We start from the raw sequence: 25,660 nt of genomic DNA on the forward strand, positions 1-25,660 counted from the left end.
TCACTCGCGGCCCTGATCGAGCAAGCGCCTCAGCATGGGCTCGATGCGCGAAAGCTCATCGAGATGCGCCGCCGACAGCTCGGCAAGGCAATCGTCCGCGCGATCGGTCAGCCGAAGCAGCACGCGGCGATGATCGTCCTTATCCTGATCCCGCACGACCAGTCCGGCCTCGCACAGGCGATTGACCAGTTCGACGGCACTGTGATGGCGGATGCGCAGGCGCTCCGCCAGATCGCCGACTGTCACCGGTCCCCCACCCGGATAGCCCTTGATCGCCAGCAGCGCCTGGTGCTGGCGCGGCGTCAGGCCGGCGTCTTCCGCCTGCACCTGGCTGAATTCGAGGAAGCGGCGGATCAGGTAGCGGAACTCGGAAAGCCGCTGGTAGTCGGCCTGTTTGATGGCGGGGCGAGGTTTCTTGGGCTGCGTCATTCCAGACATGTGTTCCATTCCGGCAAAAGGCTCAAACGGTTTTGCTGCAAGACCCGCTTGAATTTATATCGTGTTACGATACATAGCGAGCCGATAATGCCGGCATATCCGAGATCGGCCGCCGCCAGAAAGCCTGACATGAAGCCTCATCATTCCGAAAACGATCATCTGCGCGATTTCACCACCGACGCGCGCGTGCTGACCATTGCCACCATAGCCGTGGTGGTCGCCACGGCGGGGCTGTTCGCCGGCATCGCGCTGCTGAAGCTGATCCGGCTTGCCACCAACATTGCCTATTTCGGCCAGTTCACGCTCGCCGACCTGAAATTGCAGGACACGCCGCGTGGGCTTGCCTCGGTGCTGGTGCCGGTCATCGGTGCGCTGATCATCGGCCTGATGGCCAGATATGGCAGTGAGAAGATACGCGGCCACGGCATTCCCGAGGCGATCGAGGCGATCCTGCTCGGGCGTTCGAAGCTTGGGCTCAAGGTGGCGATCCTGAAGCCGTTGTCGTCGGCGATCTCGATCGGCTCCGGCGGGCCGTTCGGCGCCGAAGGACCGATCATCATGACCGGCGGCGCCATCGGTTCGCTGATCGCGCAGATGCTGCCGGTCACCGACAACGAACGCAAGACGCTGCTGGTGGCGGGCGCCGCGGCCGGCATGACCACCGTGTTCGGCACGCCGATTGCCGCAATCATGCTGGCGGTCGAGTTGCTGCTGTTCGAATGGACGCCGCGCAGTTTCATTCCCGTGGCGGTGGCGGCCATCGTGGCGGAGGTCGAGCGTACCGTGCTGCACCTGCCCGGGCCGATCTTTCCGTTTCAGGGCAGCATGGCGGTGTCGTTCGTCGGGCTTGGAGGCTGGGTTCTGGTCGGCATCTGCGCCGGCCTGCTGTCGGGGTTGCTCACCCAGATGGTCTATGCCTGCGAGGACGCCTTCCAGAAATTGCCCATCCACTGGATGTGGTGGCCGATGATCGGCGGCCTGGTGGTCGGTATCGGTGGGCTGATCGAGCCACAGGCGCTTGGCGTCGGCTACGACAACATCGCCGACATGCTCGATGGCCGCACGCTCGCCACCGCCGCGCTGATGCTGCTGGTGGTCAAGGCCATGATCTGGTCGGTGGCGCTCGGTTCTGGGACGTCCGGCGGCGTGCTGGCGCCGCTGTTGATCATGGGCGGCGCGATGGGCGCCGTGCTCGGCGGATTCCTGCCGCCAGCCGATGCCGGTTTCTGGGCGCTGCTGGGGATGGCGGCGACGATGGGCGGCACGATGCGGGCGCCACTGACGGCGACGTTCTTCGCCGTCGAACTGACCGGCAACACGCATGTGCTGGTGCCGCTGATCGCGGCCTGTGCCGCTGCGCATGCAGTCACCGTGCTCTTGATGAAGCGTTCCATCCTGACCGAGAAGATCGCCAGGCGAGGGCATCACCTGGTGCGAGAATATCGCGTCGATCCGTTCGCCCTGACCAGGGTGCGCGAGGTGATGACGTCGCAGGTCGAGAGCGTGCCGGCGACGATGACGCTGCATGGCGCGGCAGCCTTCCTGACCGCGCCGGAAACCCGGCATCCGAGCTTTCCGGTGGTTGACGAGAACAGGCAGGTGCTCGGCCTCATCGACCCGCCGGCGATCCTGCGCTGGCGCCGCGCCGGCACGCACCGGACGACAACGCTCGGCGAACTGCTTGCCGGAAGCAAGGTGACGCTGGCCTATCCCGACGAATATCTTGAAGGCCTGTCGGACAAGCTGTTGATGGCCAACGTCTCGCATCTGCCGGTCGTGACCCGCGATGACGGAAGGCTGGTCGGCTATGTCGGCTGGAAGGATTTGATGCGCGTCCGGTCGCGCAAACAGGCCGAAGAGCGTGATCGCTCGACCTTGCTTGGCTTTGGCACCAGGCGGGGGAAAAGGACGGACGCGGTAGAAAGCCTCTAGTCGCTCCTGCCGCGCTTCGCCCACTCCAGCACATAAAGCCGCAGCGCCGAGGACAAATTGGTGTCGCGGGGCCGGGTCTCGTCGACTTCGGCCACAAGGGCGGCGAGCGTCCGCTCTTTCGCCGCCGCGATGGCGACGAGATCGTCATAGAAGGGCTTTTCGAGGGAATAGCTGGTACGATGGCCGCGAATGGTCACCGAGCGCTTTTCGACGACGCTCACTTCTCGTCCTTGCCGGACGGATCGAGGCGATGGCCGCCGACAAATCTCTCGGCCTTGTCGGCGATCAGCCGGTCGCGTTGCTTCTGCGCCTTGGAGCGGCCATGCAAGGCACGGTTCTGTTCGGCGATGCGCGTCTTATCATCCCGCGCCTTCTGCTTGCGGGCCTGGCGGAGGTTGACGATGTCGGCCATGGCGCGAACGGCCGAGCTATTTTTTGCGGAAGGCGTCGAGCGAAACCACTTCGGCGCCCTTGGCGCCGGCTTCGGCCGCAGCGGGCTTCTTCTCCGCTTCGGCGGCAGCCTTCTTCTCGGCCTTAGGCTTCTTCTCGGTAACGATGGTCAGTGGCTCGGGCGCAGGCTGGGCCGCTTCCTCTTCGACCTGCGCGTCGGTCTTGACGTCGAACTCCAGTTCGAAATTGACCGAGGGATCATAGAAGCCGCGCACGGCCGAGAACGGGATCTCGAGTTTTTCCGGCACGTCGGAGAAGGACAGCCCGACCTCGAAGCCGGTGTCGGTCACCTTGAGGTCCCAGTACTGGAACTGGATGACGATGGTCATCTGCTCGGGGTAGCGCTCGCGCAGGCGCGAGGAAACGCGCACGCCGGGCGCGCCGGTCAGGAAGGTGATGAAGAAATGATGGTTGCCGGGGAGGCCGGTGCGTGCGACCTCGGCCAGGACCTTGCGCATGACGCCGCGCAACGCCTCCTGGGCCAGAATGTCGTAGCGGATGTGGTCGTCGGCCATGGGGTGGTCGGGTTCCGTTGAATCGTCCGCATAGCTGTAATCAAGCTTGAGCGCGGCGTAAACCTGATATAGCCCACCGCCGCACCGAGACGAGGACTATTGCGAATGATTTGATCGGCAAGGCGGCTTGTTTCGGCAAGGCGGGATGGCGGCAAGCGCAAATGTCAGGCGTTAGCCAGCGCAGTGTGCTTCTTGATGCCGCCCGGGGCAGGGTGCCGGCCGAAAGCCCGCAGGAAGGTGCGCACGCCATTCTTCGCCGATTGCACGACCTCGTCTTCGCATGGCGAGCCGCCAAGCATGAAGGTGGTCTGCAATTCGGCGTTGACCAGGCCGAGAAACTGTCGTGCCGCGACGTCGGGGTCGTCGATGGCGAGGTAGCCGCTATAGGCGAGCCGGGCGAAGCGGGCGGCGATCGCCGGCCATGTCCGGCCCGGACCCTGTTCGCGCCACTCGGCAAACAATTCGGGATAGCGCTCGCCTTCGGTCTGGATCAGCTTGCGCAGGAATTTTCCGTCGCGGTTGCAGATGCAGTTCTGGTTGAGGCGCACGGCAAAGCCGATCAGATCGGCTTCGAGATCGCCGGGTTGATCAGGAAAGGTGGCGATGGTGGCGAAAATGCCGATATTGCAGCGCTCGGTCAGGTCGCGGACCACGGCCATGAAGAGCTTTTCCTTGTCGCCATGGTGGTTGTAGACGGTCTGGCGCGACACCCCGGCCTCGGCGGCGATCAGGTCGATGTTGGCGCCGGAGTAGCCCTCGCGGCAAAACACGCTCGCCGCGGCGTCGACGATCGACAGGCGCTTGGCCTCATGGCCACGTGGCGGGAAAGTGTCAGGAGAAACGCTAGCTCTCATGAAAATCTATATAGAGGTGATTGACGATTTGGACAAGGGTGTCTAAATTTGTGGACATACGATAAAGAGATTTCGCGCCGGGGGAATAGAATTTGCCCTTGGAGTGTCGGAACCTCATGGGATGGAACGTCCTGGGGTTAGACGCCGCTTGGCGGCAGCCAGATTCGAAAGAAGCCAATATCATGAGTCCCAAATTCCTCCGCATCGCGGTCGTGCTCGGCCTGTTGTCCGCTATCGGCCCGTTCGCGATCGACATGTATCTTCCTGCTTTGCCGTCAATCGGCGCGGATCTTCACGCCGGCACCGCCGCCGTGCAGATGAGCCTGCTGATTTTCTTCCTGTCGATGGGTTTTGGCCAGATCGTCGTCGGGCCGATCTCCGACATGGTCGGCCGCAAGCTGCCGCTCTATGGCGGCCTTGCGCTGTTCATGGTCGGCGGCATCGGTTCGGCGATGGCGCCGACCATCGAGTGGCTGATCGCGTTCCGCTTCCTGCAGGGCCTTGGCGCCAGCGCCGGCATGGCCGTGCCGCGCGCCATCGTGCGCGACCTGCACACCGGCAACGAGGCGGCCAAGCTGATGTCCTTGCTGATGCTGGTGTTTTCGGTGTCGCCGATCCTGGCGCCGCTGACCGGCAGCCAGATCATCGAGAATTTCGGCTGGCGCGCCGTGTTCTGGACGGTCACCGGTGCGGCAGCCCTTGCCACCATCCTGCTCGCGACCTCGCTCAAGGAGACGCGGCCGGCGGAAGAACGCGTCGGTTCCTCCTTCGGAACCGCACTTGCCGGCTACCGCTTCCTGATGGGTGACCGCAATTTCCTTGGCCTGGTGGCGATCGCCGGCTTCGGCATTGCAAGCTTCTTCGTCTATCTGTCGAGCTCGTCCTTCATCCTTATCGACCATTACGGGCTGTCGCCTTCGGTCTACAGCGTGTTCTTCTCGATCAATGCCGTGGCCTTCATCGGCATGTCGCAGCTGACGGGGTTGCTGGCCGAGCGTTTCGGGCTTCGGCGCGTGGTGCGCGTCGCGGTGACCGGCTATGCCTCGACGATGGTGGTGCTGTTTGCGATCATGGCGACAGGCGTCGACCGGCTCGACGTGATGGCGGCGCTGCTGTTCGTCGGCTACGGCTTCCTCGGCCTTGTCATCCCCACCACCTCGGTGCTGGCCATGGAAGAACATGGCGAAATCGCCGGCACGGCCTCGGCTCTGATGGGCACGCTGCACTTCGCCATCGGCGCGCTCGCCATGGGCGTCGCCGGCGTGTTCTTCGACGGCACGCCGCTGCCGATGGTCGCCGGCATCACGCTCTGTGCGGTGATCTCGTTCACGCTGGCCAAGGTCACGCTTGGCCGTTCGCGCGAAGCCGTCGAGGCGCCCGCTGAGTAGGCGGCCGCAAATACCTGGGAAAGGCCGGGCTTGCCCCGGCCTTTTTCATGCCCGCGGGCCGGTCTCGTCCAGAATGAAGCGGACGCGTTCTTCGACCGGGGCGAGCGGCAGGGGGACGAGTTCGTAGCCGAGCTAGGCATAGACGCCAGCCACCGAATCATGGGTGCGTATAGCCTCGTCGAGCGTCTGTCTGCGTTCTTCATCCTGCGCGAAAATTTGCGACCAGGGCGGAGCGATGAAGACACGGCGCGCATAGCGGAATGTCTTGGCCGCGCTAATGGCATGATCCGGCACTGGCAGGCTGCAAAGCCTGAGGTAGCCTATCGCGTCAGGCGCGCCGCGATCGAAGAAGACTGGGCCGGGCTCAGCATGCGCGGCATGCCAGGAACGCAACTCCCACGACAGCATCAGTTCGGCGAAGAGCGCGCGGTCGTGCCAGGGAAGGGCAGGACCGCCGATCGCCACCTGGTGCCGGATGATGCCGCGCCCGGCCTCCGGCGCCGTCGCAAAGCCGGTCTGGCGCAGCGCCTCGATCAGTGTGGTCTTGCCGGAGCCCGGGCCACCGGTCAGCACGAAGAATCGATCGGAATCGTTTTGCATTTTTTTGCCTACGGGGAAGGAGATACGTGATGCGGTCACTTCGCGGCCGACGGGCCGAGCGAAGTCTGGACGGCAAAAAGCTGCCGTTGCGCATGACGCGAATTGGAGGAGGGGAGAAGTGGAGGTTTCTGTTGCCAGGTACCTCCGAACCCCGCCTAGAAGTGCGAACCCCTAGGGCTTGATTTGAAGCTATCGCACTGCATTAAGCAGCGAGACGTGCTTCCGCATAGTTGTCGTTGGCAACTATAAGTTTAGCCCGATGACGGTGGTACAATGCCGGGCAAAAGTACGATCTTTACACCTTCGTCGATCCTATTTCGCCCCCAGCAAAAACCGCTCTGTCGTCGACAGCGGCTTTTGGTGGAGGCGCCGGGTACCGCCCCCGGGTCCGAACGGCTTATTTCATCGCCCATTTATCGCCATAGTCGGTCAAGCCGACAAAACGAATATAGGGGGCGTTGCGCGGAAATGAAAGGCCGCAATGGGGCTTTGTCCCTGTGTCAAATTGCGACGGCAAGGGTTGACTTGGACGCGGTCTCAACGGAAGCTTTGCGGACGGTGAGGCGTTACCGACCTAGCGCACAGGTTGCAAAGCGCGCCACAGCCCTCATCGATCGGATCCGTGGCGCCGACGAGGGGAATTTTAATGGCCGACTATCTTGCAGACGTGAAGAAGTACGATGCGGGCGCCAGCGCCGATGCGGTCGAAAAGATCGTCAAGCATCTGGGTATTGCGCTCAGGAACCGCGACTCCTCGCTGGTGTCCTGCACCGACCCGAAGGAACTCGAGCGCGTCAAGGAGAGCTGGGTGGCCAAGAAACTCGGCGTCAGTGACGGGGCCAAAGCCGACGCCTCGATCGAGAAGACCTGCAAGGCGATGGCGGCCGATCACAGCAAGGGCCGCGTGACTTTCTACTATCTGGTGGCCAAGGATCTGGGCAAACTCGGCTCGCTCTGAGACCTCTGACGATGCTACTCTGGCCGCCGGCTGGCGCGGGTTCCTGCGCCTCCGGCTCGCCAGAGTGAGTTCTGAAGAGGCTCTGCCCCCGATCTGGGTGGGAAAGACTTCAGACAGGCGTGGCGTCGGCGCGCACTTGCGCTATGATTGGTGAAATCTCGAATCGAGCCGGAACCGATGCGCCAGTATCTCGACCTCTTGCAGCACGTGCTGGAAAACGGCGCCGATCGCGGTGACCGCACCGGCACCGGCACGCGCTCCGTCTTCGGCTACCAGATGCGCTTCGATCTGGCGCGTGGCTTTCCGGTCACCACGACCAAGAAGCTGCATCTGAAGTCGATCATCCACGAACTCCTGTGGTTCCTGGCCGGCGACACCAACATTAAATATCTCACCGACCACGGCGTTACGATCTGGGATGAATGGGCCGACGAGAATGGCGACCTTGGCCCGGTCTACGGCAAGCAATGGCGCTCCTGGCCGGATGGCCATGGCGGATCGATCGACCAGATCGCCAATCTTCTGAAGGAGATACGCCGCAATCCTCAATCTCGGCGGCTGATCGTTTCGGCGTGGAACCCGGCCGAGGTGGAAGCGATGGCGCTGCCGCCCTGCCACTGCCTGTTCCAGTTCTACGTGTCCGAGGGCCGGCTTTCCTGCCAGCTCTACCAGCGCTCGGCCGACATCTTCCTCGGCGTGCCATTCAACATCGCGTCCTATGCGCTGCTGACGCTGATGGTGGCGCAGGTGACCGGGCTGAAGCCGGGCGATTTCGTCCACACGTTGGGTGATGCGCATCTCTATTCGAACCATTTCGAACAGGCGCGCGAACAATTGCGGCGCACGCCGAGGGTGCTGCCGACGATGTGGATCAATCCGGAGGTGAAGGATCTGTTCGCCTTCCGCTTCGAGGATTTCCGGCTGGAAAACTACCTCGCCGATGCCTCGATCAAGGCGCCGATAGCGGTCTGAGCCACAGACGGGTTCAATCGATGCCGACCATCACGTCCGGGGCCTTGACCACGGCATAGGCCTGCTGGCCCTTTTCGAGCTTGAGATCGGCGATCGCCTCGTTGGTGATCGAGGCGGTGACGATGGCGCCGCCGCCAATGTCGATCCTGACATGCGAGGTGGTGGCTCCCTTGACGATCTCGGTGATCGTCCCCTCGAGGACGTTGCGGGCATGGATCTTCAGTGTGCTCTCCCTTGCTTCTTTGCATGTCGTTCTCCCAAAACCGAGGTCACTTCTGGTGCTGGGCCTTCCCTTGTTATATTCATGCGGATATATCGATCGGCAGGCTTCGCGCCGCACGGATTTCAAACCAGGGAGAGTTTCGATGACGCGCAAAGGTTTCGGGTTGAGGGCGATGGCCATTGGCGGCTTCGCGGCGGCTTTGCTGGCGGCGGCGCCGGCCGCGCACGCGGAAGACAAGGTCGTGGTGTTTGCGGCTGCCAGCCTCAAGGACGCGCTCGACGCGGTGAACAAGGCCTGCGAGGCCGATGTCGGCGAGGCCGCGACCGTATCCTATGCCGCGAGCTCGGCACTGGCCAAGCAGATCGAGGGGGGAGCGCCGGCCGACGTCTTCATCTCGGCCGACCTCGACTGGATGAAATATCTCTCCGACAAGAAGCTGACCAAGCCCGACACCGAGGTGAAGCTGCTCGGCAACGAGATCGTGCTGGTGGCGCCGAAGGATTCGACGGTTGAAACCAAGATCGAGAAGGGTTTGGACCTCGCCAAGCTGATCGGCGACGGCAAGCTCGCCATGGGCGACTTCAAGGCGGTGCCGGCCGGCAAGTACGGCAAGGCGGCGCTTGAATCGCTCGGCGTCTGGTCCTCGGTCGAGGGCAAGGTGGCGCAAGCCGAGAACGTCCGTGCGGCGCTCAAGCTGGTTTCGACAGGCGAGGCCGCTCTCGGCATCGTCTACGCCACCGACGCGCATGCCGAAAAGGGCGTCAAGGTGATCGGCACCTTCCCGGAGGATTCGCATCCGCCGATCGTCTATCCGGTTGCCCAGACCGCCGATTCGAAGGACAAGGATACGCCGGCTTTCCTGAAATGCCTGCAGTCCGCCAAGGCCGGCGCGCTGTTCAAGGAACAGGGTTTTACCGTGCTCGCGCCGAGCAACTGAAAAGGCCCGATAGAGCAATATGACCTGGCTGCTGGACCTCACTCCCGACGAATGGAATGCGGTCCGGCTGTCCATCAAGGTGGCGACGGTAGCGATGCTTTTCAGCCTGCCGCCGGGCATACTGATCGCGCTGCTGCTTGCCCGCGGACAATTCTGGGGCAAGACGCTGCTCAACGGCTTGGTGCACCTGCCGCTGATCCTGCCGCCTGTCGTGACCGGCTATCTCCTGCTGCTGACGTTCGGCAAGCGCGGCCCGGCCGGCGCCTTCCTGGCCGAGCATTTCGGCATCGTCTTCTCGTTTCGCTGGACGGGTGCGGCACTTGCCTGCGGGGTCATGGGGTTTCCCCTGATGGTGCGGGCGATCCGGCTGTCGATCGAATCGGTCGACCGCAAGATGGAGGCGGCGGCGGGCACGCTCGGCGCCAATCCTCTGTGGGTGTTCGCCACCATCACGCTACCGCTGATCCTGCCCGGGCTGATCGCCGGCTCCATCCTGGCCTTCGCCAAGGCGATGGGCGAGTTCGGCGCGACGATCACCTTCGTCTCCAACATTCCCAACGAGACGCAGACGCTGCCCTCGGCGATCTACACGTTCACGCAGGTGCCGGGCGGTGACGAAGGCGCGCTGCGGCTGACGCTGATCTCGATCGTCATCTCGATGGCGGCACTGGTTGCTTCGGAAGTGCTGGCGCGCCGCGTCGGCCGGCGGATGGACATCGAATGAGCGTCCACGTCGACATCGGCCACCGGCTCGGCGATTTCGCCATCGAGGCGCGTTTCGACAGCGCCGGGCGGCTGACGGCGTTGTTCGGGCCGTCCGGCTCGGGCAAGACGACGCTCATCAACCTGATCGCCGGGCTGATCCGGCCCGAGAAGGGCTGCATCGAGGTCGACGGCCGCGTGCTGGTCGACACGGCCAAGGACGTTTTCGTGCCGAAGCACAGGCGCCGCATCGGCATGGTGTTCCAGGACGCACGCCTGTTTCCGCATATGAGCGTGGCCGGCAATCTGCGTTACGGCCGCTGGTTCACGCCGCCGGCGGAGCGTTACGCAGAGATGGATTCGGTCGTCGAACTGCTCGGCATCGGACCGCTGCTGAACAGGCGGCCGGCAAAGCTGTCTGGCGGCGAGAAGCAGCGCGTGGCGATCGGCCGGGCATTGCTGGCCAGCCCCAAGCTACTGCTCATGGACGAGCCGCTGGCCTCGCTCGACGAAGCGCGAAAGGCCGAGATCCTGCCTTATATCGAGCGGCTGCGTGACGAGACGAAGATCCCGATCGTCTATGTCAGCCATTCGGTCGCCGAGGTGGCGCGGCTGGCGAGCGACGTGGTGATGCTGGCGCAAGGCAAGGTCGTTGCCACCGGACCGACCGAAGCGGTCATGCAAAGGCTCGACCTGCTGCCGGCTGAGGAGCGCGGCGAGGGCGGGGCGGTGCTGGATACGAGAGTGCTGCGCCACGACGAAGTGTTCGGCATGACCGTGCTGGGCTCGGCCGGCGGCGAGATCCGCGTGCCGCGGCTTGCGGTGAAGACCGGAGCCCCCGTACGTATCCGCATCCGTGCCCGCGATGTGATGATCGCGACGGAGAAACCGACAGGCCTCAGCGCGCTCAACATCCTGCCCGGCACGATCGTGGCGATCCGCCCGGGCGAGGGGCCGGCGGTCGAGCTTGGCATCGACTGCAATGGCGCAACGGTGCTGGCCCGCATCACCGAACAGTCGCGGCATGCGCTGAAGCTGCGGCTCGGAGGGAAGGTTTTCGCGGTGGTCAAGACAGTGAGCTTCGACGGGGCGAATACCGGCGCCGGCCTGCCGTTCGAGGTGGATGGCTGACAGGTGCGGCGATCGCCGCTATATTGTTTTGGAATAGCGGTTTTTCCGAAGTGCTTCGATAGGAGTCCCGATGACCGCGGAGGAGCAGAGATGCCATCGCTGAGCTTGCGGATAAATCTCGATCCGGACGGGCGGATCGGCCCGGGCAAGATCGAGCTTCTGGAGCACATCGCCACCTTCGGTTCGATCTCGGCAGCCGCGCGCGGCATGGAGATGTCCTACAAGCACGCCTGGGACCTGGTCGAGGACATGAACAGGGTGTTCGGCAAGCCGCTGGTCGCGGCGCAGACCGGCGGCCGCAAGGGCGGCGGCGCGCAACTGACCGCCATCGGCCTGGCGGTGGTCAGCCGCTTTCGCGCCATCGAGCGCGCCGCAACCGCCGCGGCTACGACGCATATGGATGCGTTGCAGGCGGAGATCGATGCGGGCTGAGTTGACCGGGCGGGAACAGGTGAGGGACGACCCGAAGGTCGCCCCTCATCAGCATTACTCCGAGAGTGTGAACGGGGCCGTGTACTTGTCTACATTGTCCTTGGTGATGAGAAGGCAGTCGAACAGCTGCTTCTCGGTCGCGGCACCGGTCTTGCCGGTCTTGATGAAGGAATCGGCCTGCTGCACGGCCTTGGCCGAGTAGACGGCCACCGGCTGCAGCACGGTGTATTGCAGGTCGCCGGCCTTGATGGCGGCGACAGCGTCCGGCGAGCCATCGAAGCCGCCGACCTTGATGCTCGCCAGTTTTCCGGCCTCTTTCAGGGCAGCGATCGCGCCGAGCGCCATTTCGTCATTACCGCTGGTCACGCCGATGATGTCGGGATGGGCCTGAAGCAGACTCTGCATCTTGTCGTGGCCCTGGGTGCGGTCCCAGTTGGCGACTTCCGAGCCGACCTTCTTGAGGTCCGGATACTGGCTGATGACGGTCTCGTAGCCGTTCGAGCGGGTGGCGGCGTTGTTGTCTGACGGGGCGCCGAGCAGTTCGACGTAGTTGCCCTTCTCGCCGATGGCCGTCACCCATTGCTGGCCGCCGAGTGCGGCACCCTGCGCGTTGTTGGAGACAAGCTGCGCCTTGGCGAGGCCCTCCTGATTGATCTCGGCATTGACGAGGAAGACCGGGATGTTGGCGGCGATCGCCTTCTTCACCGCACCGATCGAACCGCTGGCATCGGCCGGGTCAAGAATGATGGCCACGGATTTGTTGGTGATCGCCGTATCGATCAGCTTGCTTTCGGTGTTGGTGTCGGCCTTCGAGGCGCCGACGGTCGCGGTGTAGCCGAGCTTCTCGGCTTCGGCCTTGGCGACATTGCCTTCGGTCAGCCAGTAGGGATTGGCCGGATCGATGACGATGATGGAGATAAGGCCTCCGGCCGATGCCGCGGTTGCCGCGACAATCGGAGCGGCCAGGGCGAAGGCCGAGAGCATCAGAATTCTGGCACTGCGATACATAGAGTTCCTCCATTGTTTACAATTGCGCCGGTCAACCGGCAGTCTTCTCGAGAGCGGGATCGGCCGTTTGGGCCTTGTCCTTTTGTGGAGAAGTCGGGGGGCTGCCGGCCGGGCTCGGAAGCTTGACGCGGCGGCGATACTGGATGGCGTTGAGCAGCACCGCCAACACGATGACCGCGCCGGTGAACACTGTTTGCCAGTAGGCAGAGACGCCGATGATCACCAGACCATCGGACAGGAAGCCGATAACGAAGGCGCCGACCAGCGTGCCGCGTATATTGCCTCGGCCACCGGTCAGGGCGGCGCCGCCGATGACGACGGCGGCAATGGCGGTCAGCTCGTATGAGGTTCCGGCGGTCGGCCCCGCCGAGGTCAGTTCGGAGGACAGGATGAGGCCCGCCACCGCCGCACATATACCGGAGAGCATATAGACCGAGACCTGCACGTGCTTCACCGGCACACCGGAGAGTTCGGCGGCGCGCTCGTTGCCGCCGGACGCATAGAGCCAGCGGCCGAAGGCGGTACGGTTGAGGATGATGCTGCCGATGAGGGCGATGACCGCCATGACCAGCACGCCGATCGGGATGTCGAGCAGGCGGTTGAAGCCCAGCCATTCAAAGCCGGTGTTGCCGAGTTCCGGCTTGCCGCCGAGATCGTTGTAGGTCAGGCCGTTGGTCATCAGGAGCGCGGCGCCGCGCACGACGTAGAGCATGCCGAGCGTGGCGACGAAGGCCGGCACCTTCAGCCAGGCGATGAGCACGCCGTTGATCAGGCCGACCAGGGCGCCGAGCACGCAGACCAGCACCGCGACGACCCAGACCGGCGGATAGAGGATGACGCCGAACGTGGACAACTGCACGCCCTGCATCAGGAAGCCGGCGATCACGCCAGAGAAACCGAGCGTCGAGCCGACCGACAGGTCGATACCACCATTGAGAATGACCAGCAGCATGCCGACCGCCAGGATGCCGAAGATGGCGACATGCGAGGCCATGGTCAGGAAATTGCCGACCGAGAAGTAATAAGGAGAGAGAAGCGAGAAGACGATGATGATCGCGATCAGCGCGAAAAACGCCCGGCCCTCCAGCAAAAGCTTGGCTAGGCTGAAGCCGTCGGCCGAAACTCTTGGACGGGAGCGGCTGCGGTCTGGGCTAGCGTCGGTCACGATGGTGGCTCCTGTGTTCCTCATGGTCGGAGACCACGGCCTCGCCGGAAGCCGTCATGATCTCCTCCTTCGTGGCATCGGCACCGAACTCGGCCGAGATCCTGCCGCGATGCATGACAATGATCCGATGCGCGATGCTCAGGCACTCGGCGACTTCCGAAGTCGAGAAGACGACGGCGAGCCCACGTGTCGCCCGTTCGCCAAGCAGGCGGAACACCTCCGCCTTGGCGCCGATGTCGATGCCGCGGCTCGGCTCGTCGAGCAGCATGACCTTCGGATTGGTGGTCAGCATCTTGCCGATGACGACCTTTTGCTGGTTGCCTCCGGACAGCGATCCGATGGGCGCGTTGCCGCCAGCGCTCTTGACGTGCACGTCGCGGATCGACGCGTGGACCAGCGACCGCTCCTGCGACCGCGACAACAGCATTCCCCTGACGAAGGAGCCGATGCTGGCGAGCGACAGGTTGGCGCCTACCGACATCGTCTGAACCAGACCGTCACGCTGGCGGTCCTCGGGCACCAGGACGAGCCCCCGGGCGATGCGTTCGGCGATGCTGAGGCGGGAGATGTCGTTGCCGCCGAGCAAAATGCGTCCGCCCGACGGCTGCAGGCGCCCGGCGATGCATTCCAGCAGTTCGGTGCGCCCGGCGCCCATTAGCCCGTAGATGCAGACGATCTCGCCGCTGCGTACTTCAAGCGAGAGCCTGTCGACGACCGACCGTTCCGAACTCGACGCGTCGGCGATGCTGACGTCCTCGACCGACAAGGCGACCTCACCGAAGGCGTATCCCGCGGGCGGCGAGCCGAGGTCGAAGTTCTCGCCGACCATGTTGCGGACGATCCATTCGAGGTTGATGTGCCTGGCGTTGGCCGTCGCGGTGATCGCTCCGTCCCTGAGCACCACGGCGTAGTCGGTGATCTGCAGCGCCTCCTCGAGGTGGTGCGAAATGTAGACGATCGAGACGCCGCGGGCCGTCAGGTCGCGGATCACGTTGAACAGCACCTCCACCTCGGTGGCGCTAAGCGCCGAAGTGGGCTCATCCATGATCAGGATGCGCGAATCGACCGAAAGCGCACGGGCGATCTCGACGATCTGCTGCTGCCCCAGGCGCAGATCCTGGACCAGGGTCAGCGGATCGATGTCTTCCTCGAGATCTGCCATCAGCAGCCGCGTCTGCCGGGCTTCCTCGGCAAAATCGACCCCGGTCGCGCCGCGTATTTCCCGGCCCATGAAGATGTTGTCGCGCACGTTCAGATTGGGCGCGAGGCTGAGCTCCTGATGGATGATCGAGATGCCGCGATCGCGGGCGTCGGACGCGGAGGAAAAGCTGACGGATTGACCATCGAGCTCGATGCTTCCCGATGTCGGCGTGGTGACGCCGGACAGGATCTTCATCAATGTCGATTTGCCGGCGCCGTTCTCGCCGAACAGCGTGGTGACCTTGCCGCGATGGATGTCGAAATTGACGCCCTTGAGGGCGTGCGTGCCGCCATAGGTCTTTACGATGTGGCGGGCCGCAAGCACGGTGTCGCCGGCGGCCGGCTCGAATTCAGGCGCCGCATTCATTGGACGCTCAGCTTCACCGGCGTGACCAGCCAGCCTTTGGGATTGATCAGCTTGAAGACGCCGACGACCGAGATGGTCTTTCCCGTGAGCTGTGTGCTGTCGATCGTCGACAGCACCTGCTTCTTCATCTCGTTGTTCAGCGCGGATCCTGCGTTCTGATATTCTATCTGGTTGGTGAACTGGCCGAACGTGATCGTACCGGTTGCGTCGCGCAACTCGGTGCCGTTGATCGCCGGCCCGGTCTGGACGCGAACGACCAGCGCATCGGGGACGTCTGCGACCTTGATGGTGTAGATGCCGGACTTTCCCTCACCGACGACGCCGGTGAACTTGACCGAGAATTCGGTGCCGACATTGGCCGGCACGCCATATTGTTTCTCCGCGGCCACTTTGTCCTTGACGATGGCCGACGCCAGCGTCGGGGCATCGACGGCGCGCTGTTCCACGGCGGACTGCACGTTCGGAAACTCAGCCTTGCCGAACGCTTCCGGAGAGAAGGCGGCCTTGCGGGTATCTTCGGCCGAGCCGACGGTGACGACCTTGGTATCGAGGATCATCGCGCCGAGCAGGACCAGGATCGCGACCGCGACGATCACCCAACGGACGCCTGGCGATCCTCGCCGATTCATCGTGGTGGTTGCTGGGTGCGAACTCATGCTGTGACGACCTGTGTAATGGCAGCGATTTCGTTTTGTCGGCACGCAGCGCCGCACAAGCCGCTGTACGGGCGGTTCGCTTGCATCGACCCCTCCGGCAGCGTGCTCCTCCAGTGTAATCGACCATACATCGATGTGAAATTACCGTCAATGAGTGTGATACTTTGGCAAGAATGTAACATTCATGTGACCGTATGGCTGATATAAATCGAGCAATGCAATTGATTTTGCTGTCTTTTTTAGGCGATTAATATCTCACAGAGACTGTGATACGCTTGTTTTCAAGACGGCAAGGGGCCGTTCCGTGCTCAAGCCTGTTTGGCGCACTCGCTCGCGGTTCGCGGGTGTCGCTCCGACTGCAGTCCCATCAAATTGGTGCCGTTGAGCCGCGCGACAACCGCATCGATCTCATCGCTTGTCCTTTGCGGGTTCCAGCCAAGCGCCTGGCCCGCAACCATGGCGATCCGCTGCAAGTCGCTGCTCGTCAGTTCGCCGCTGATGGCCAGCGTCGTGCGCCGCATGACGATATCGGCCAGATGCTCGACCAATTCGTTGCGAGCGATGTAGTCGATCTCCGACAGGCTGTAGTCATGCGAGTCCGGCAAGCGATCTTCGTTGTTCGACGGGCTCTGGTGGCTGGCTATCCGCAATGCATTGGTGCCGTAGCGCGACAAAAGTTGGTCGAGGCGGGCCTCGTCGACGCCTGAAGCTGATGCGGCATTGGCCAGCCAGCTCGCCCGTGCCGCCGTGTCGGCCGGAAAGTCCTTGCCGCCGCCAATCGGCATCGTGCGCATAGTCACCTTGCGGTCGCGGCCGAGGCGATCGAGCACGGTGTCGGCGACCTCCTCGGCGAAACCGCGAAACGTCGTCCATTTGCCGCCGATCAGCGAGATGATCGGGAAGGGGCGCGAAGGCGCCGGTTCCGCCACGGGCGCCGAATGGTCGCGGCTGATCAGGCCGGGGACAGCGGCGTCGGACGAGGGCAGGGGCCTGATGCCGCTATAGGCATAGACGATCTGGTCGCGTTCGAAGCTCATGCCCGGCAACAGCGTGCGCACGCTTTCCAGCAGATAATCGATTTCGTCCGGCTCGCAGCGAACCGTATCCGGGTTGTCGGCCGCAAGATCCGTCGAGCCGACGAGCGCCTTGCCGAGATAGTCGTAGACGAGGCAGATGCGGCCGTCGTCGGCCTCGAAGTACAGCATGCGCCCTGCCAGGCTTTGCACCAGCGCGTCGTGCTTCAGGACGATGTGCGAGCCCTTGGTGCCGCCGATCATCCTGGAAGGAGCGCCGAGCGCGGCGTTGACATGGTCGATCCATGGGCCGGCGGCGTTGATGACCAATTTCGGCCGCAGCGAGAACTCGCGTCCGCCGTTCTCCCGCCTGAACGCCAGCACTCCGTTCGAGGAGGAGACCAGCGCGGTGTAGTTGGCCGCGCTGGAGCTGGGATTGGCCGCGAGGCCATCGGCGATGAGCTCTAGCACCAGCCGCTCGGGATGGCTGATCTTGGCGTCGTAATAGGTGCCGGTGGCGACGATCGACCCGGTCAGCGCCGGCATGTCGCGCAGAGCCTGGCGTCGTCCGACGAGGCGGTGGCGCGGCATCACGCGGTGCCGCGAGCCGTAGAAATCGTAGATCATCAGGCCGATCTTGATGAGGATGGCGCCTCGGCTGCGCGGCGCGCTGGTCGAGCCCAGGAGGGTGCGCAGCGCGGCCCACATGCCCTTGCCCCAGGAGAAGATCGGGATGACCGTCGGCAGCGGGCTGACATAGTGCGGTGCGTTTTTGAGGAGCAGGTTGCGCTCCAGCGTCGACTGCGCCACCAGCCCGAACTCGCCGGTCTCCAGATATTTCAGCCCGCCATGGATCAGGCGCGAGGGCGCCGCACTCGTGCCGGAGCCGAAATCCGCCTTGTCGACGATGCAACAACTGACGCCTTGCGCGCAGAGATCGCGAAACAGGCCGGCTCCATTGATGCCGGCGCCGAGGATAATGACATCGACATCGCCGTCACCGGGGATGCCGGAGCGCCGCTCGGAGCCGTGATGGCTTTCGGCGGTTAAATTCATGGCTTCGCCGTCTTGACGACGCGCAACTGTACCCCGGCCTGCTCCAGCTTTTGCGCATGCTTGTCGCTGATGCCGTCGGTGATCAGCACCGCCTCGAAGCTGACCAAATCGTCGAGCACGTGCAAGGCCACTTTGTCGAACTTGGAATGGTCGACCAGGAGCACGCGTTTGATCGCCGCCGCCATCATCGCCTGCTTGACCCGCACCACATGCTGGTCCTGGATGAAGGCCGTGGTGCCGCTGATCGCGGATGCCGAGCAGATCAGCAGATTGGCGCGCAAGCGCGAGATCGCGTTCTCGCAAACGATGCCGATATAGGCGTTGTAGGTGCGATGGTACTGGCCACCGAGGCAGATAAAGTCGATGTCGTCGACATTGGTCAGCAATGCCGCCGTCGACACACTGTTGGTGATGACGGTCAGCGGCGTGACGTCAAGCAGCAGCGGCGCAACGGCATTCGCCGTGGTCGAATCGTCCAAGATCACCGCCTGGCCGGGCTCGACATAATCCATCGCGGCGCGGGCCAGCGCGTCCTTCTCCGCGCGCCCAACCGTTACCCGGTAGCGGAAAGTACTTTCGTAGAGGCCGGATGGCTGCACGGTGACGGCGCCATGCAGCTTGCGGAGCACGCCTTGATGCGCCAGCTGATCGATATGGCGGTGGATGGTCATGCGCGACACGCCGAAATGCTCGACCAGATCGTCGATGCGCACCTGGCCGAGTTTTATCACGTACTCGGCGATTTCTTCACGCCGTTCGTCTGCCTTGATCATGTCGCGCCCCCCATTTCTTGCCCTGCAAGGCTTTCGATCTCCACCCATTTCGGCCTGAGCTGCTCGGCAACGCGGCCATAGATGGAATAGCGCTCGTCAAGGACGGCACTACGCAACGGGTCCGGCCGGTATTGGCGGCTCACGGTGCAGGTGGCGCGCGCGCCTTCTTGCGGCGAGGCGAACAGGCCGACCGCCGCGCCAGCGCACAGAGCGGCGCCGTAGGCGGCCGCTTCGTCGGTCGAGGTCACAATGACCGGCACGCCGAGCACGTCGGCGAACATCTGCGCGAATGCAGGATTGCGGGAGGCGCCGCCGGTCAGCCGAACCTCGCGAACCGCAAAGCTATCGCGCAGGGCTTCTACGTGGGTGCGGTGGTTGAAGGCGATGCCTTCCAGCACCGCCTTCAGCCTATCGCCGCGGTCATGCCAGCCGCGCAAGCCGACGAAGCTGGCGCTCGCGGCATTGCCGTAGGGCGAACCGAACAGATAGGGGTGGAAGAGCAAGGTCGACTGCTTCTTCAGCGCGCTGACGATCTCCGCCGCCAGCATCTCGTGGATCGAGCCGCCGGTCCTTTTGGCTTCTTCCTGTTCGGCGCGGCAGAGCGTGTCGAGGAACCAGTCATAATTCGCCGTCGAGGCCGGCGAGATCGACATGTTGTTCCAGCGGCCGAGGTCGATGGCGTTGCGGCAGAACCAGCGCGGGTCGGTACGCGGTTCGGTGGAGACCACTTCATTGATCGAGTAGGTGCCGGCGACGATGCTGACGACGCCATCCTGGTGGCCTCCGATGCCAAGCGCCGAAGCGGTGACGTCATGCAGGCCGCAAGCGACCGGCGTGCCTTCCACAAGCCCGGTCAGGGCTGCCGCGTCAGCGGTCGTGTAGCCGACAATGTCGGCCGAATGCGTGGCCAGAGGCAAGGCCGCGAACAGCTCCCCCAGCCCAAAGATACGCATCGCTTCCGGTGCGTAGGCCTGCGTGCGCACGTCGGTGAACGAGGTGCTCGCCTCGGTCAAATCGGTGCCGACCGTGCCCGTCAGGCAAAAGCGCAGCCAGTCTTTGCAGCCTATGATATGGCCGATCCGGCTGAAGTCTTCCGGGGCGTGCTTTTTCAGCCAGGCCAGTATCGCCGATGGTGCCGAAGCGTGCGGAACCTGTCCGGTCAGGGCGAGGGCCTCGGCAAAAACAGAACCCTTTTCCCATTCATCGACGATCTCGCCGGCGCGGCTGTCGAGCGACAATATTCCGGGACCGAGCGGCCTGCGATTTCTGTCGAGCAGATACAGCCCGTCGCCATGCGCGGTAGCCGCCGCCGCCTTGATGTCGCTAGCCGGCCTGCCGCTCAGAGCGATGGCTTCCCTGATCGCCTCGGCGGTCGCTTGCCAGAGGCCCAGCATATCGCGTTCGACCCATCGCGGATGCGGCATCGATTGCGGTACCCGGCGCCTGGCCACCGCCAGTTGCGACCCATCGGCATCAAAGATCACCGCCTTCGTCACCGTCAGGCCGTTGTCGATCCCAAGCAGGCTGGACATGGAAATTACCCTCGCCGGCGTCCCATGAACTCATGGGCAACGAACTGAAACGGCGGCCAAACGAAAACTGCGATGCGCGTACCAAGCTACGCAATCGACCATACAATGGTGTTATCTTAACGTCAATATTTGTGATTTCTTCCCGACCATGTGCGGCAAGGACGGTGATAATGGCCGCATGGATTGATCAATATGCTGGATTTATTGCTTTTTTCAAAGCAGCTTTCTATACCGTCGACTGTGTGATCCCGCCGCCGGGGAGGCGTCCATGTTCAGCCTGACGGTATAGAATTCAAGCCATGGCTACATGTCGCCCAGCCCGCCTACCACGGTCTTGGAGGCTGGCAGCGGTAACAGCCCGATTCGTGTCTGTGTCAGGCTCTAGTCGCCTTGGGGCTCGCCGGGCTTGCGCAGCAAATAGGTGTCCATGATCCAGCCCTTGTCGCGACGGGCTTCCTCGCGGACCTTTTCGATCTCGGCGCCGACGTCGCCGAGAAGGCCGGAGAGGATGATCTCGTCCGGCGTGCCGAGATAGGCGCCCCAATGGATGACGACATCCCTGTCATCCAGCGTGTTGAAGGCGCATTTGCCGTCCAGCATGACGACGGTGCTGCCGGCATTTCCGGCCAAACCCTCTTCGGTAAGCCTGCGGCCGGTGGTGATCAGGATGGAATCGCCGATGCGGTTCAGCGCCATTTTGTGACTGGCGGCAAGCGCCTGGATAGCGGTGATTCCGGGGATGACCTCCAGATCGAAGGCGATATTGCTCCTCAGACGCACCCGCTCCAGGATGCGCAGCGCGCTGTCATAGAGCGAGGGATCGCCCCAGATCAGGAAGGCGCCGCAGCCATCCTCGGCAATCTCGTCGCGGATCAGCCCTTCATAGATGGCGGCGATCGCTTCGTGCCAGTCGTCGACGGTCGAGCGGTAGGACGGCGCCGGCTCGGCGCGTACCGGCACGTCGAACTCGACGCGACGCGATTTCGGGTTGGTGACGAAGCGGTCGCAGATTTCGCGCCGCAATTCGGCAAGGTCGGTCTTCCCAGCGCCCTTATCGGGGATGAACAGCACGTCGGCGCGGTTCAGGCCTGATATGGCCTGAACCGTCATGTGGTCGGGATTGCCGGCGCCGATGCCGATGACGAGAAGCTTGCGCATGGGGCGAACTCCTGCCCGATCGGAAACTTTTAGTCCAGCCCGACCAGTGTGGGTTGGTCACGCAAGGGCTTTGAACGCCGCATTGAAACGGCTAGGGTCCTGCCGGCATTCTCGCCGAGGGGGCTTTCATGCTGCGATATGTTCTGACCACCGTGCTGGCCCTGTCGGCGGCATCCGCATCGGCCAACGACTCGGTCGCCGAGCTCGGCACCGGCGGCCTGATCCTGTCGCGCAGCGATGCGGTCGCGATGCAAAGCGAGGACCTCTTCATCTCGCCCGAAAAGGTCACGGTCGACTACGTCTTCCACAACAACACCGACAAGGATGTCGACGCGATCGTCGCGTTCCCGTTGCCCGACATTTCGGGTAATCCCGAGGAGATGCCGGCTATCCCGGAAAACCAGCACGACAATTTCCTGGGCTTCGAGGTGACGATTGACGGCGTCGCGGCAAAGCCGCAACTCGAGCAGAAGGTGTTCGCGCTTGGCATCGACATCAGCGCCGATTTGAAGGCGCAGAATGTGCCGTTCAATCCGTTCGGCGACGCGGCCAAGGCGGCATTGGCAAAGCTGCCAAAGGCAGTGGCCGAGGACTGGGTCAACCGCGGCATCATCATCGAAGACACAGCCGATAATGGCGACGGCATGAAATCAGCTTATGCGCCATGGTGGCAGCTGCGCTCGACCTATTGGTGGCGCTCGACTTTTCCGGCCAACAAGGACGTCCGAGTCTCGCACCATTACAAGCCGAGCGTCGGCGGCACGTCATCGGTCAGTTTTTTCAGCGAGGGCCAGTTTCAAGGCTCGTACGCGGCCTACAAGACCCGCTATTGCATGGACGGCACGTTCGAGAACGCGGTGCGCAAGGCAGCGAAGGACAATGCCGACGGCTATCCCAAATTCTACGAAAGCCGCATCGCCTATATCCTGACCACCGGGGGCAACTGGGCGGCCGGCACGATCGGCAAGTTCAAGCTGACCATCGACAAGGGCAACGCAAAAGCCCTGGTCTCGTTCTGTGGCGACAATGTCAAGAAGGTCGGGCCGACAACCTTCGAGATGACCGCCAACGATTTCTACCCGGAGCACGACATCGATATCCTGCTGCTCGAACCGTCGGACAACAATGGCGGGGACGCGAACTGATGCATGTCGCGATCTATGTCGCCATCGCCGAGAACGGCGTGATCGGGCGGGACGGGGGGCTGCCCTGGCGGCTGTCCACCGATCTCAAGCGTTTCAAGGCCGATACGATGGGCAAGCCCATCATCATGGGCCGCAAGACCTATGAAGGCATCGGCCGCCCGTTGCCGGGCCGGCTGAATATCGTCGTCACCCGCGACAAGGCCTGGCGCGCCGATGGCGTCGAAGTGGCGCATACGCTGGAGGCGGCAATTCAGCTGGCGACGGTGCGCGGACGCTGCATGACCGGCGTGGACGAGATCTGCGTCATCGGCGGCGCCGAGATCTATGCGCAGGCGCTGCCGCTGGCCGACCGGCTGCACGTCACGCATGTGCTGGCCACCGTCGAGGGCGACGCGCATTTCCCGCCGATCGACCCTCAGACATGGCGCGTGGTCGGTTCGCAGGAGTTTCCGGCCGGGGAAAAGGACAGCCAAGCGACGCGCTATTCGGTTTACGAGCGCCGCCGCCAGATACATTGATAGACAAAAAGTGCATTGAAGGACGACAAAGGGTCGCTACCGGCCCAAAACGGATGAACTCGGCGGCGCATCGCGTTGAAAGCGTGCCATGGCGTCCCTATAGAAGAACGACACTGGATTTGCGCCGTAACTCCGGCGCTTGAGGGAATTCCAAGCGAAAGGACATTCATGCCCTGGAACGACAAGAGTGGTGGAGGCGGCGGCCCGTGGGGCGGCGGCGGTAACAATCAGGGACCCTGGGGGCAGGGGCCGAAGGGGCCAAGCGGCCCGCAGGGGTCGCCTCCCGACCTCGAAGACATCATCCGCCGCGGCCAGGACCGGCTGCGGCGCGCGCTGCCCGGTGGCGGCGGCGCCAGCCCGGCGGTGTTCGGGTTGATCGGCGCGGTGCTGGTCGTTCTCTGGGCATTCCAGGCGGTCTATACGGTGCAGCCCGACGAGGTCGCGGTCGAACTGCGCTTCGGCAAGCCGAAGCCCGAACTCTCCCAGCCAGGCCTGCATTTCCATTGGTGGCCGCTTGAAACCGTCGAGACGGCTAAGATTTCCGAGCAGCTCGTCGACATTGGCGGCGGCAACACCAGCGGCAACGGCCTGATGCTGTCGGGCGACCAGAACATCGTCAACGTGCAGTTTTCGGTGGCTTATCAGGTCTCCGATCCGCGCGCCTATCTGTTCGATGTCTCCGACCCGGACGGCATGCTGCGGCAGGTTGCCGAAAGCGCCATGCGAGAAGCCGTCGGCCGCCGGCCGGCACAGGACATCTTTCGCGATGACCGCCAGGGCATAGCGGCCTCGGTGCGCGAGATCATCCAGACGACGCTGGACGGCTACAAGGCCGGCCTCAACATCAACGCCGTCTCCATCGAGGATGCGGCTCCGCCGCGCGAAGTCGCTGATGCGTTCGACGAGGTGCAGCGCGCCGAGCAGGACGAGGACAAGTTCGTCGAGCAGGCCAACCAGTATTCCAACCAGAAGCTTGGCCAGGCGCGCGGCGAGGCGGCACAGATCCGCGAAGACGCCGCCGCCTACAAGAACCGCGTGGTGCAGGAAGCCGAAGGTGAAGCCCAGCGCTTCATTTCGGTCTATGACGAATATGCCAAGGCACCCGACGTCACGCGCAAACGCCTTTATCTGGAAACCATGGAGAAGGTTCTGAAGGACTCGAGCAAGGTCATCGTCGAGCAGGGCAACGGACAAGGTGTCGTGCCTTATCTGCCGCTGCCGGCGTTGCAGCCGAAACCGCCGGCCGCGGCCGCGCCTGCCGCGAACACGGGAGCTGCACAATGATGGCCAACCGTCTTCCCATCTTCGTCGTCATCGCGGCGGTCATCCTCTTCCTGATCTATTCCTCGGTCTTCGTGGTCAATGCCCGCCAGCAGGCGTTGGTGCTGCGCTTCGGCGAGATCGTCGACGTCAAGAGTGAGCCCGGCATCTACTTCAAGGCGCCGTTCTCGTTCTTCGACGCCGATACGGTGCAACTGATCGAGAACAGGGTGCTGCGTTTCGATCTCGACAACATCCGTGTGCAGGTGTCGGGCGGCAAGTTCTATGAGGTCGACGCATTCATCGCCTACCGCATCTCGGATCCACGCGTCTTCCGTGCAGCCGTGTCTGGCAGCATCGATCTGGCCGAACAGCGGCTGCGCACACGTCTCGACGCTGCCTTGCGCCGTGTCTACGGTCTGCGCGACTTCGAGGCGGCGCTCTCGGAAGAGCGCGCTGTGATGATGCGCGAAGTGCGCGATCAGCTGCGGCCCGACGCCACGTCGCTCGGCCTGCAGATCGAGGATGTCCGCATCCGCCGCACCGACCTCACGGCCGAGGTTTCTCAGCAGACCTACGACCGCATGAAGGCCGAACGTCTGGCCGAGGCCGCTCGGCTTCGGGCACGCGGCAACGAGGCGGCCCAGCGCATTACGGCACGCGCCGATCGCGAAGTGGTCGAGATCGTTGCCGAAGCGCAGAAGGAGTCCGAGATCCTGCGCGGCGAGGGCGAAGCCCAGCGCAGTGCGACCTTCGCCGACGCCTACAAGCGCGACCCGGCCTTCTTCGATTTCTACCGGTCGATGAATGCCTATGGCACGGCGCTGGACAACACTGGGACGACCATGGTGCTGTCGCCGAGTTCGGAGTTCTTCCGTTTCTTCCGTGATCCGGACGGCAAGGAAGGGCCGGCCAAACCGACGCCCGCTGCGCCCGTCGCTCCAGCGGCGGCGCCTGCCGCGCCGGCGACACAACCTAGCACCGGCCAGCAATAGCCGGTGCAAGATTTCTTCGCGGCGATAGGCCTGGTCCTCGTGATAGAGGGCCTGGTCTATGGCGGCTTTCCGAGCTTGGCGAGGAAACTCGCGAGCGAGGTGCTGTCGATGCCGGAGAATGCGTTGCGGATCGCCGGGCTGGTCGCGATCGGCGTCGGTGTCGGCATCGTCTGGCTGGTCCGGGGCGCATGAGAACGCTATGTTTTGATCTCCGGCATAATGAAGGATTTATCCTCAGCCGGTAGTCGTAGCCGCAAACGTGCCGTATTTTTTGCCAACATG

At 63.5% G+C, this 25,660-nt stretch carries 28 protein-coding genes, 1 other RNA gene and 1 pseudogene; 13 read left to right on the top strand and 17 right to left on the bottom strand.

Annotated features, from left to right (window positions below):
* Together A3AU_RS0101215 and A3AU_RS1000000139665 are read right to left on the bottom strand one after the other, a co-directional pair.
* Positions 1-447 (bottom strand): MarR family winged helix-turn-helix transcriptional regulator, encoded by a 447-nt coding sequence (locus A3AU_RS0101215; RefSeq protein ID WP_161633486.1) that lies wholly within the window; start codon positions 445-447, stop codon positions 1-3.
* Complete coding sequence (locus tag A3AU_RS1000000139665; RefSeq protein ID WP_154674503.1) at positions 426-569, bottom strand: hypothetical protein; 144 nt, start codon at positions 567-569, stop codon at positions 426-428. Before A3AU_RS1000000139665 ends, A3AU_RS0101215 begins: the two co-directional genes overlap by 22 nt.
* Here A3AU_RS1000000139665 and A3AU_RS0101220 point away from each other — a divergent pair.
* A complete protein-coding gene (locus tag A3AU_RS0101220) occupies positions 568-2,370 on the top strand; it encodes a chloride channel protein (protein ID WP_081709421.1) in 1,803 nt (600 codons plus the stop codon). The two genes, A3AU_RS1000000139665 and A3AU_RS0101220, sit on opposite strands and share 2 nt — an antisense overlap.
* Here A3AU_RS0101220 and A3AU_RS0101225 read toward each other — a convergent pair.
* The 4 genes from A3AU_RS0101225 to A3AU_RS0101240 all read right to left on the bottom strand — a co-directional run bounded on the left by A3AU_RS0101225 (position 2,367) and on the right by A3AU_RS0101240 (position 4,189).
* Positions 2,367-2,591, bottom strand: a complete 225-nt coding sequence (locus A3AU_RS0101225) for a ribbon-helix-helix domain-containing protein (protein ID WP_027051157.1) — start codon at positions 2,589-2,591, stop codon at positions 2,367-2,369. The two genes, A3AU_RS0101220 and A3AU_RS0101225, sit on opposite strands and share 4 nt — an antisense overlap.
* Entirely contained in the window at positions 2,588-2,782 is a 195-nt protein-coding gene (locus tag A3AU_RS0101230) for a DUF4169 family protein (RefSeq protein WP_027051158.1), read from the bottom strand. Before A3AU_RS0101230 ends, A3AU_RS0101225 begins: the two co-directional genes overlap by 4 nt.
* Positions 2,783-2,798: 16 nt before the next feature.
* Positions 2,799-3,335, bottom strand: a complete 537-nt coding sequence (locus A3AU_RS0101235) for an SspB family protein (protein ID WP_027051159.1) — start codon at positions 3,333-3,335, stop codon at positions 2,799-2,801.
* Positions 3,336-3,499: 164 nt separating this feature from the next.
* Positions 3,500-4,189, bottom strand: a complete 690-nt coding sequence (locus tag A3AU_RS0101240; RefSeq protein WP_027051160.1) for a TetR/AcrR family transcriptional regulator — start codon at positions 4,187-4,189, stop codon at positions 3,500-3,502.
* A 182-nt stretch (positions 4,190-4,371) separates the two neighbouring features.
* On the opposite strand from A3AU_RS0101240, the gene A3AU_RS0101245 reads away from it, so the two are divergent.
* On the top strand, positions 4,372-5,577 hold the full coding sequence (locus tag A3AU_RS0101245; protein WP_027051161.1) for a multidrug effflux MFS transporter: 1,206 nt from the start codon (positions 4,372-4,374) through the stop codon (positions 5,575-5,577).
* A gap of 45 nt (positions 5,578-5,622) precedes the next feature.
* Here A3AU_RS0101245 and A3AU_RS1000000136755 read toward each other — a convergent pair.
* Both A3AU_RS1000000136755 and ssrA read right to left on the bottom strand, forming a co-directional pair.
* Positions 5,623-6,177 (bottom strand): annotated as a pseudogene (locus tag A3AU_RS1000000136755) (AAA family ATPase).
* 117 nt (positions 6,178-6,294) lie between these two features.
* Positions 6,295-6,655: a transfer-messenger RNA gene (gene ssrA, locus A3AU_RS1000000137495) on the bottom strand.
* Between the two features lie 168 nt (positions 6,656-6,823).
* On the opposite strand from ssrA, the gene A3AU_RS0101255 reads away from it, so the two are divergent.
* Both A3AU_RS0101255 and A3AU_RS0101260 read left to right on the top strand, forming a co-directional pair.
* A complete protein-coding gene (locus A3AU_RS0101255) occupies positions 6,824-7,135 on the top strand; it encodes a DUF2853 family protein (protein ID WP_027051162.1) in 312 nt (103 codons plus the stop codon).
* A 177-nt stretch (positions 7,136-7,312) separates the two neighbouring features.
* Positions 7,313-8,107 (top strand): thymidylate synthase, encoded by a 795-nt coding sequence (locus A3AU_RS0101260; RefSeq protein WP_027051163.1) that lies wholly within the window; start codon positions 7,313-7,315, stop codon positions 8,105-8,107.
* A gap of 13 nt (positions 8,108-8,120) precedes the next feature.
* On the opposite strand, the gene A3AU_RS0101265 is transcribed toward A3AU_RS0101260, so the two are convergent.
* Positions 8,121-8,330: a TOBE domain-containing protein gene (locus A3AU_RS0101265; RefSeq protein ID WP_027051164.1), complete on the bottom strand. Its 210-nt coding sequence runs from the start codon at positions 8,328-8,330 to the stop codon at positions 8,121-8,123.
* A 142-nt stretch (positions 8,331-8,472) separates the two neighbouring features.
* Between A3AU_RS0101265 and modA the strand changes: the two genes are divergently transcribed.
* The 4 genes from modA (at position 8,473) to A3AU_RS0101285 (ending at position 11,532) form a co-directional block, all read left to right on the top strand.
* Positions 8,473-9,267: a molybdate ABC transporter substrate-binding protein gene (gene modA, locus A3AU_RS0101270; RefSeq protein ID WP_027051165.1), complete on the top strand. Its 795-nt coding sequence runs from the start codon at positions 8,473-8,475 to the stop codon at positions 9,265-9,267.
* Positions 9,268-9,286: 19 nt separating this feature from the next.
* Positions 9,287-9,991, top strand: a complete 705-nt coding sequence (gene modB, locus A3AU_RS0101275; protein ID WP_027051166.1) for a molybdate ABC transporter permease subunit — start codon at positions 9,287-9,289, stop codon at positions 9,989-9,991.
* A complete protein-coding gene (modC, locus tag A3AU_RS0101280) occupies positions 9,988-11,100 on the top strand; it encodes a molybdenum ABC transporter ATP-binding protein (protein ID WP_027051167.1) in 1,113 nt (370 codons plus the stop codon). The genes modB and modC overlap by 4 nt, the downstream gene beginning before the upstream one ends.
* A gap of 90 nt (positions 11,101-11,190) precedes the next feature.
* Positions 11,191-11,532 (top strand): winged helix-turn-helix domain-containing protein, encoded by a 342-nt coding sequence (locus tag A3AU_RS0101285; protein ID WP_027051168.1) that lies wholly within the window; start codon positions 11,191-11,193, stop codon positions 11,530-11,532.
* 54 nt (positions 11,533-11,586) lie between these two features.
* Here A3AU_RS0101285 and A3AU_RS0101290 read toward each other — a convergent pair whose 3' ends face one another.
* The 8 genes from A3AU_RS0101290 to cobF all read right to left on the bottom strand — a co-directional run bounded on the left by A3AU_RS0101290 (position 11,587) and on the right by cobF (position 21,460).
* A complete protein-coding gene (locus A3AU_RS0101290) occupies positions 11,587-12,540 on the bottom strand; it encodes a D-ribose ABC transporter substrate-binding protein (protein ID WP_027051169.1) in 954 nt (317 codons plus the stop codon).
* A 31-nt stretch (positions 12,541-12,571) separates the two neighbouring features.
* Complete coding sequence (locus A3AU_RS0101295; RefSeq protein WP_027051170.1) at positions 12,572-13,729, bottom strand: ABC transporter permease; 1,158 nt, start codon at positions 13,727-13,729, stop codon at positions 12,572-12,574.
* The gene (locus A3AU_RS0101300) at positions 13,692-15,272 is read right to left on the bottom strand and encodes a sugar ABC transporter ATP-binding protein (protein WP_027051171.1); all 1,581 of its coding nucleotides are present in this window, start codon (positions 15,270-15,272) and stop codon (positions 13,692-13,694) included. The genes A3AU_RS0101295 and A3AU_RS0101300 overlap by 38 nt, the downstream gene beginning before the upstream one ends.
* Positions 15,269-15,928, bottom strand: a complete 660-nt coding sequence (locus A3AU_RS0101305) for a DUF2291 family protein (protein ID WP_027051172.1) — start codon at positions 15,926-15,928, stop codon at positions 15,269-15,271. The genes A3AU_RS0101300 and A3AU_RS0101305 overlap by 4 nt, the downstream gene beginning before the upstream one ends.
* A 308-nt stretch (positions 15,929-16,236) precedes the next feature.
* A complete protein-coding gene (locus A3AU_RS0101310) occupies positions 16,237-17,997 on the bottom strand; it encodes a glycerol-3-phosphate dehydrogenase/oxidase (protein ID WP_027051173.1) in 1,761 nt (586 codons plus the stop codon).
* A complete protein-coding gene (locus A3AU_RS0101315) occupies positions 17,994-18,770 on the bottom strand; it encodes a DeoR/GlpR family DNA-binding transcription regulator (protein ID WP_027051174.1) in 777 nt (258 codons plus the stop codon). The genes A3AU_RS0101310 and A3AU_RS0101315 overlap by 4 nt, the downstream gene beginning before the upstream one ends.
* On the bottom strand, positions 18,767-20,302 hold the full coding sequence (locus A3AU_RS0101320) for an FGGY-family carbohydrate kinase (RefSeq protein ID WP_027051175.1): 1,536 nt from the start codon (positions 20,300-20,302) through the stop codon (positions 18,767-18,769). The genes A3AU_RS0101315 and A3AU_RS0101320 overlap by 4 nt, the downstream gene beginning before the upstream one ends.
* Before the next feature lie 381 nt (positions 20,303-20,683).
* Complete coding sequence (gene cobF, locus A3AU_RS0101325) at positions 20,684-21,460, bottom strand: precorrin-6A synthase (deacetylating) (protein ID WP_027051176.1); 777 nt, start codon at positions 21,458-21,460, stop codon at positions 20,684-20,686.
* Positions 21,461-21,588: 128 nt separating this feature from the next.
* Here cobF and A3AU_RS0101330 point away from each other — a divergent pair, with 128 nt between their 5' ends.
* From A3AU_RS0101330 to A3AU_RS0101350, 5 genes are all read left to right on the top strand, one after another.
* Positions 21,589-22,605: a DUF4424 domain-containing protein gene (locus tag A3AU_RS0101330; RefSeq protein ID WP_027051177.1), complete on the top strand. Its 1,017-nt coding sequence runs from the start codon at positions 21,589-21,591 to the stop codon at positions 22,603-22,605.
* Complete coding sequence (locus A3AU_RS0101335; RefSeq protein WP_027051178.1) at positions 22,605-23,123, top strand: dihydrofolate reductase; 519 nt, start codon at positions 22,605-22,607, stop codon at positions 23,121-23,123. Before A3AU_RS0101330 ends, A3AU_RS0101335 begins: the two co-directional genes overlap by 1 nt.
* A gap of 168 nt (positions 23,124-23,291) precedes the next feature.
* Positions 23,292-24,407 (top strand): FtsH protease activity modulator HflK, encoded by a 1,116-nt coding sequence (hflK, locus tag A3AU_RS0101340; RefSeq protein ID WP_027051179.1) that lies wholly within the window; start codon positions 23,292-23,294, stop codon positions 24,405-24,407.
* On the top strand, positions 24,407-25,378 hold the full coding sequence (hflC, locus tag A3AU_RS0101345; RefSeq protein WP_027051180.1) for a protease modulator HflC: 972 nt from the start codon (positions 24,407-24,409) through the stop codon (positions 25,376-25,378). Before hflK ends, hflC begins: the two co-directional genes overlap by 1 nt.
* Before the next feature lie 3 nt (positions 25,379-25,381).
* On the top strand, positions 25,382-25,570 hold the full coding sequence (locus tag A3AU_RS0101350; protein ID WP_027051181.1) for a DUF2065 domain-containing protein: 189 nt from the start codon (positions 25,382-25,384) through the stop codon (positions 25,568-25,570).
* Positions 25,571-25,660: the final 90 nt, after the last annotated feature.

Origin of the sequence: Mesorhizobium erdmanii USDA 3471, from assembly GCF_000472705.1 — a bacterium.
In the GTDB taxonomy this organism is placed as follows: domain Bacteria; phylum Pseudomonadota; class Alphaproteobacteria; order Rhizobiales; family Rhizobiaceae; genus Mesorhizobium; species Mesorhizobium erdmanii.

Bases quoted from the DNA above. Each gene is read 5' to 3' on its own strand.
- A3AU_RS0101245 (WP_027051161.1), top strand. From the start codon at position 4,372: ATGAGTCCCAAATTCCTCCGCATCGCGGTCGTGCTCGGCCTGTTGTCC.
- A3AU_RS0101290 (WP_027051169.1), bottom strand. From the start codon at position 12,540: ATGTATCGCAGTGCCAGAATTCTGATGCTCTCGGCCTTCGCCCTGGCC.
- A3AU_RS0101335 (WP_027051178.1), top strand. From the start codon at position 22,605: ATGCATGTCGCGATCTATGTCGCCATCGCCGAGAACGGCGTGATCGGG.
- modB (WP_027051166.1), top strand. From the start codon at position 9,287: ATGACCTGGCTGCTGGACCTCACTCCCGACGAATGGAATGCGGTCCGG.
- A3AU_RS0101300 (WP_027051171.1), bottom strand. From the start codon at position 15,272: ATGAATGCGGCGCCTGAATTCGAGCCGGCCGCCGGCGACACCGTGCTT.
- A3AU_RS0101215 (WP_161633486.1), bottom strand. From the start codon at position 447: ATGGAACACATGTCTGGAATGACGCAGCCCAAGAAACCTCGCCCCGCC.
- A3AU_RS0101230 (WP_027051158.1), bottom strand. From the start codon at position 2,782: ATGGCCGACATCGTCAACCTCCGCCAGGCCCGCAAGCAGAAGGCGCGG.
- A3AU_RS1000000139665 (WP_154674503.1), bottom strand. From the start codon at position 569: ATGTCAGGCTTTCTGGCGGCGGCCGATCTCGGATATGCCGGCATTATC.
- cobF (WP_027051176.1), bottom strand. From the start codon at position 21,460: ATGCGCAAGCTTCTCGTCATCGGCATCGGCGCCGGCAATCCCGACCAC.
- A3AU_RS0101315 (WP_027051174.1), bottom strand. From the start codon at position 18,770: ATGATCAAGGCAGACGAACGGCGTGAAGAAATCGCCGAGTACGTGATA.
- A3AU_RS0101220 (WP_081709421.1), top strand. From the start codon at position 568: ATGAAGCCTCATCATTCCGAAAACGATCATCTGCGCGATTTCACCACC.
- modC (WP_027051167.1), top strand. From the start codon at position 9,988: ATGAGCGTCCACGTCGACATCGGCCACCGGCTCGGCGATTTCGCCATC.
- A3AU_RS0101310 (WP_027051173.1), bottom strand. From the start codon at position 17,997: ATGAATTTAACCGCCGAAAGCCATCACGGCTCCGAGCGGCGCTCCGGC.
- A3AU_RS0101260 (WP_027051163.1), top strand. From the start codon at position 7,313: ATGCGCCAGTATCTCGACCTCTTGCAGCACGTGCTGGAAAACGGCGCC.
- A3AU_RS0101240 (WP_027051160.1), bottom strand. From the start codon at position 4,189: ATGAGAGCTAGCGTTTCTCCTGACACTTTCCCGCCACGTGGCCATGAG.
- A3AU_RS0101255 (WP_027051162.1), top strand. From the start codon at position 6,824: ATGGCCGACTATCTTGCAGACGTGAAGAAGTACGATGCGGGCGCCAGC.
- A3AU_RS0101305 (WP_027051172.1), bottom strand. From the start codon at position 15,928: ATGAGTTCGCACCCAGCAACCACCACGATGAATCGGCGAGGATCGCCA.
- hflC (WP_027051180.1), top strand. From the start codon at position 24,407: ATGGCCAACCGTCTTCCCATCTTCGTCGTCATCGCGGCGGTCATCCTC.
- hflK (WP_027051179.1), top strand. From the start codon at position 23,292: ATGCCCTGGAACGACAAGAGTGGTGGAGGCGGCGGCCCGTGGGGCGGC.
- A3AU_RS0101330 (WP_027051177.1), top strand. From the start codon at position 21,589: ATGCTGCGATATGTTCTGACCACCGTGCTGGCCCTGTCGGCGGCATCC.
- A3AU_RS0101320 (WP_027051175.1), bottom strand. From the start codon at position 20,302: ATGTCCAGCCTGCTTGGGATCGACAACGGCCTGACGGTGACGAAGGCG.
- A3AU_RS0101295 (WP_027051170.1), bottom strand. From the start codon at position 13,729: ATGAGGAACACAGGAGCCACCATCGTGACCGACGCTAGCCCAGACCGC.
- A3AU_RS0101285 (WP_027051168.1), top strand. From the start codon at position 11,191: ATGCCATCGCTGAGCTTGCGGATAAATCTCGATCCGGACGGGCGGATC.
- modA (WP_027051165.1), top strand. From the start codon at position 8,473: ATGACGCGCAAAGGTTTCGGGTTGAGGGCGATGGCCATTGGCGGCTTC.
- A3AU_RS0101235 (WP_027051159.1), bottom strand. From the start codon at position 3,335: ATGGCCGACGACCACATCCGCTACGACATTCTGGCCCAGGAGGCGTTG.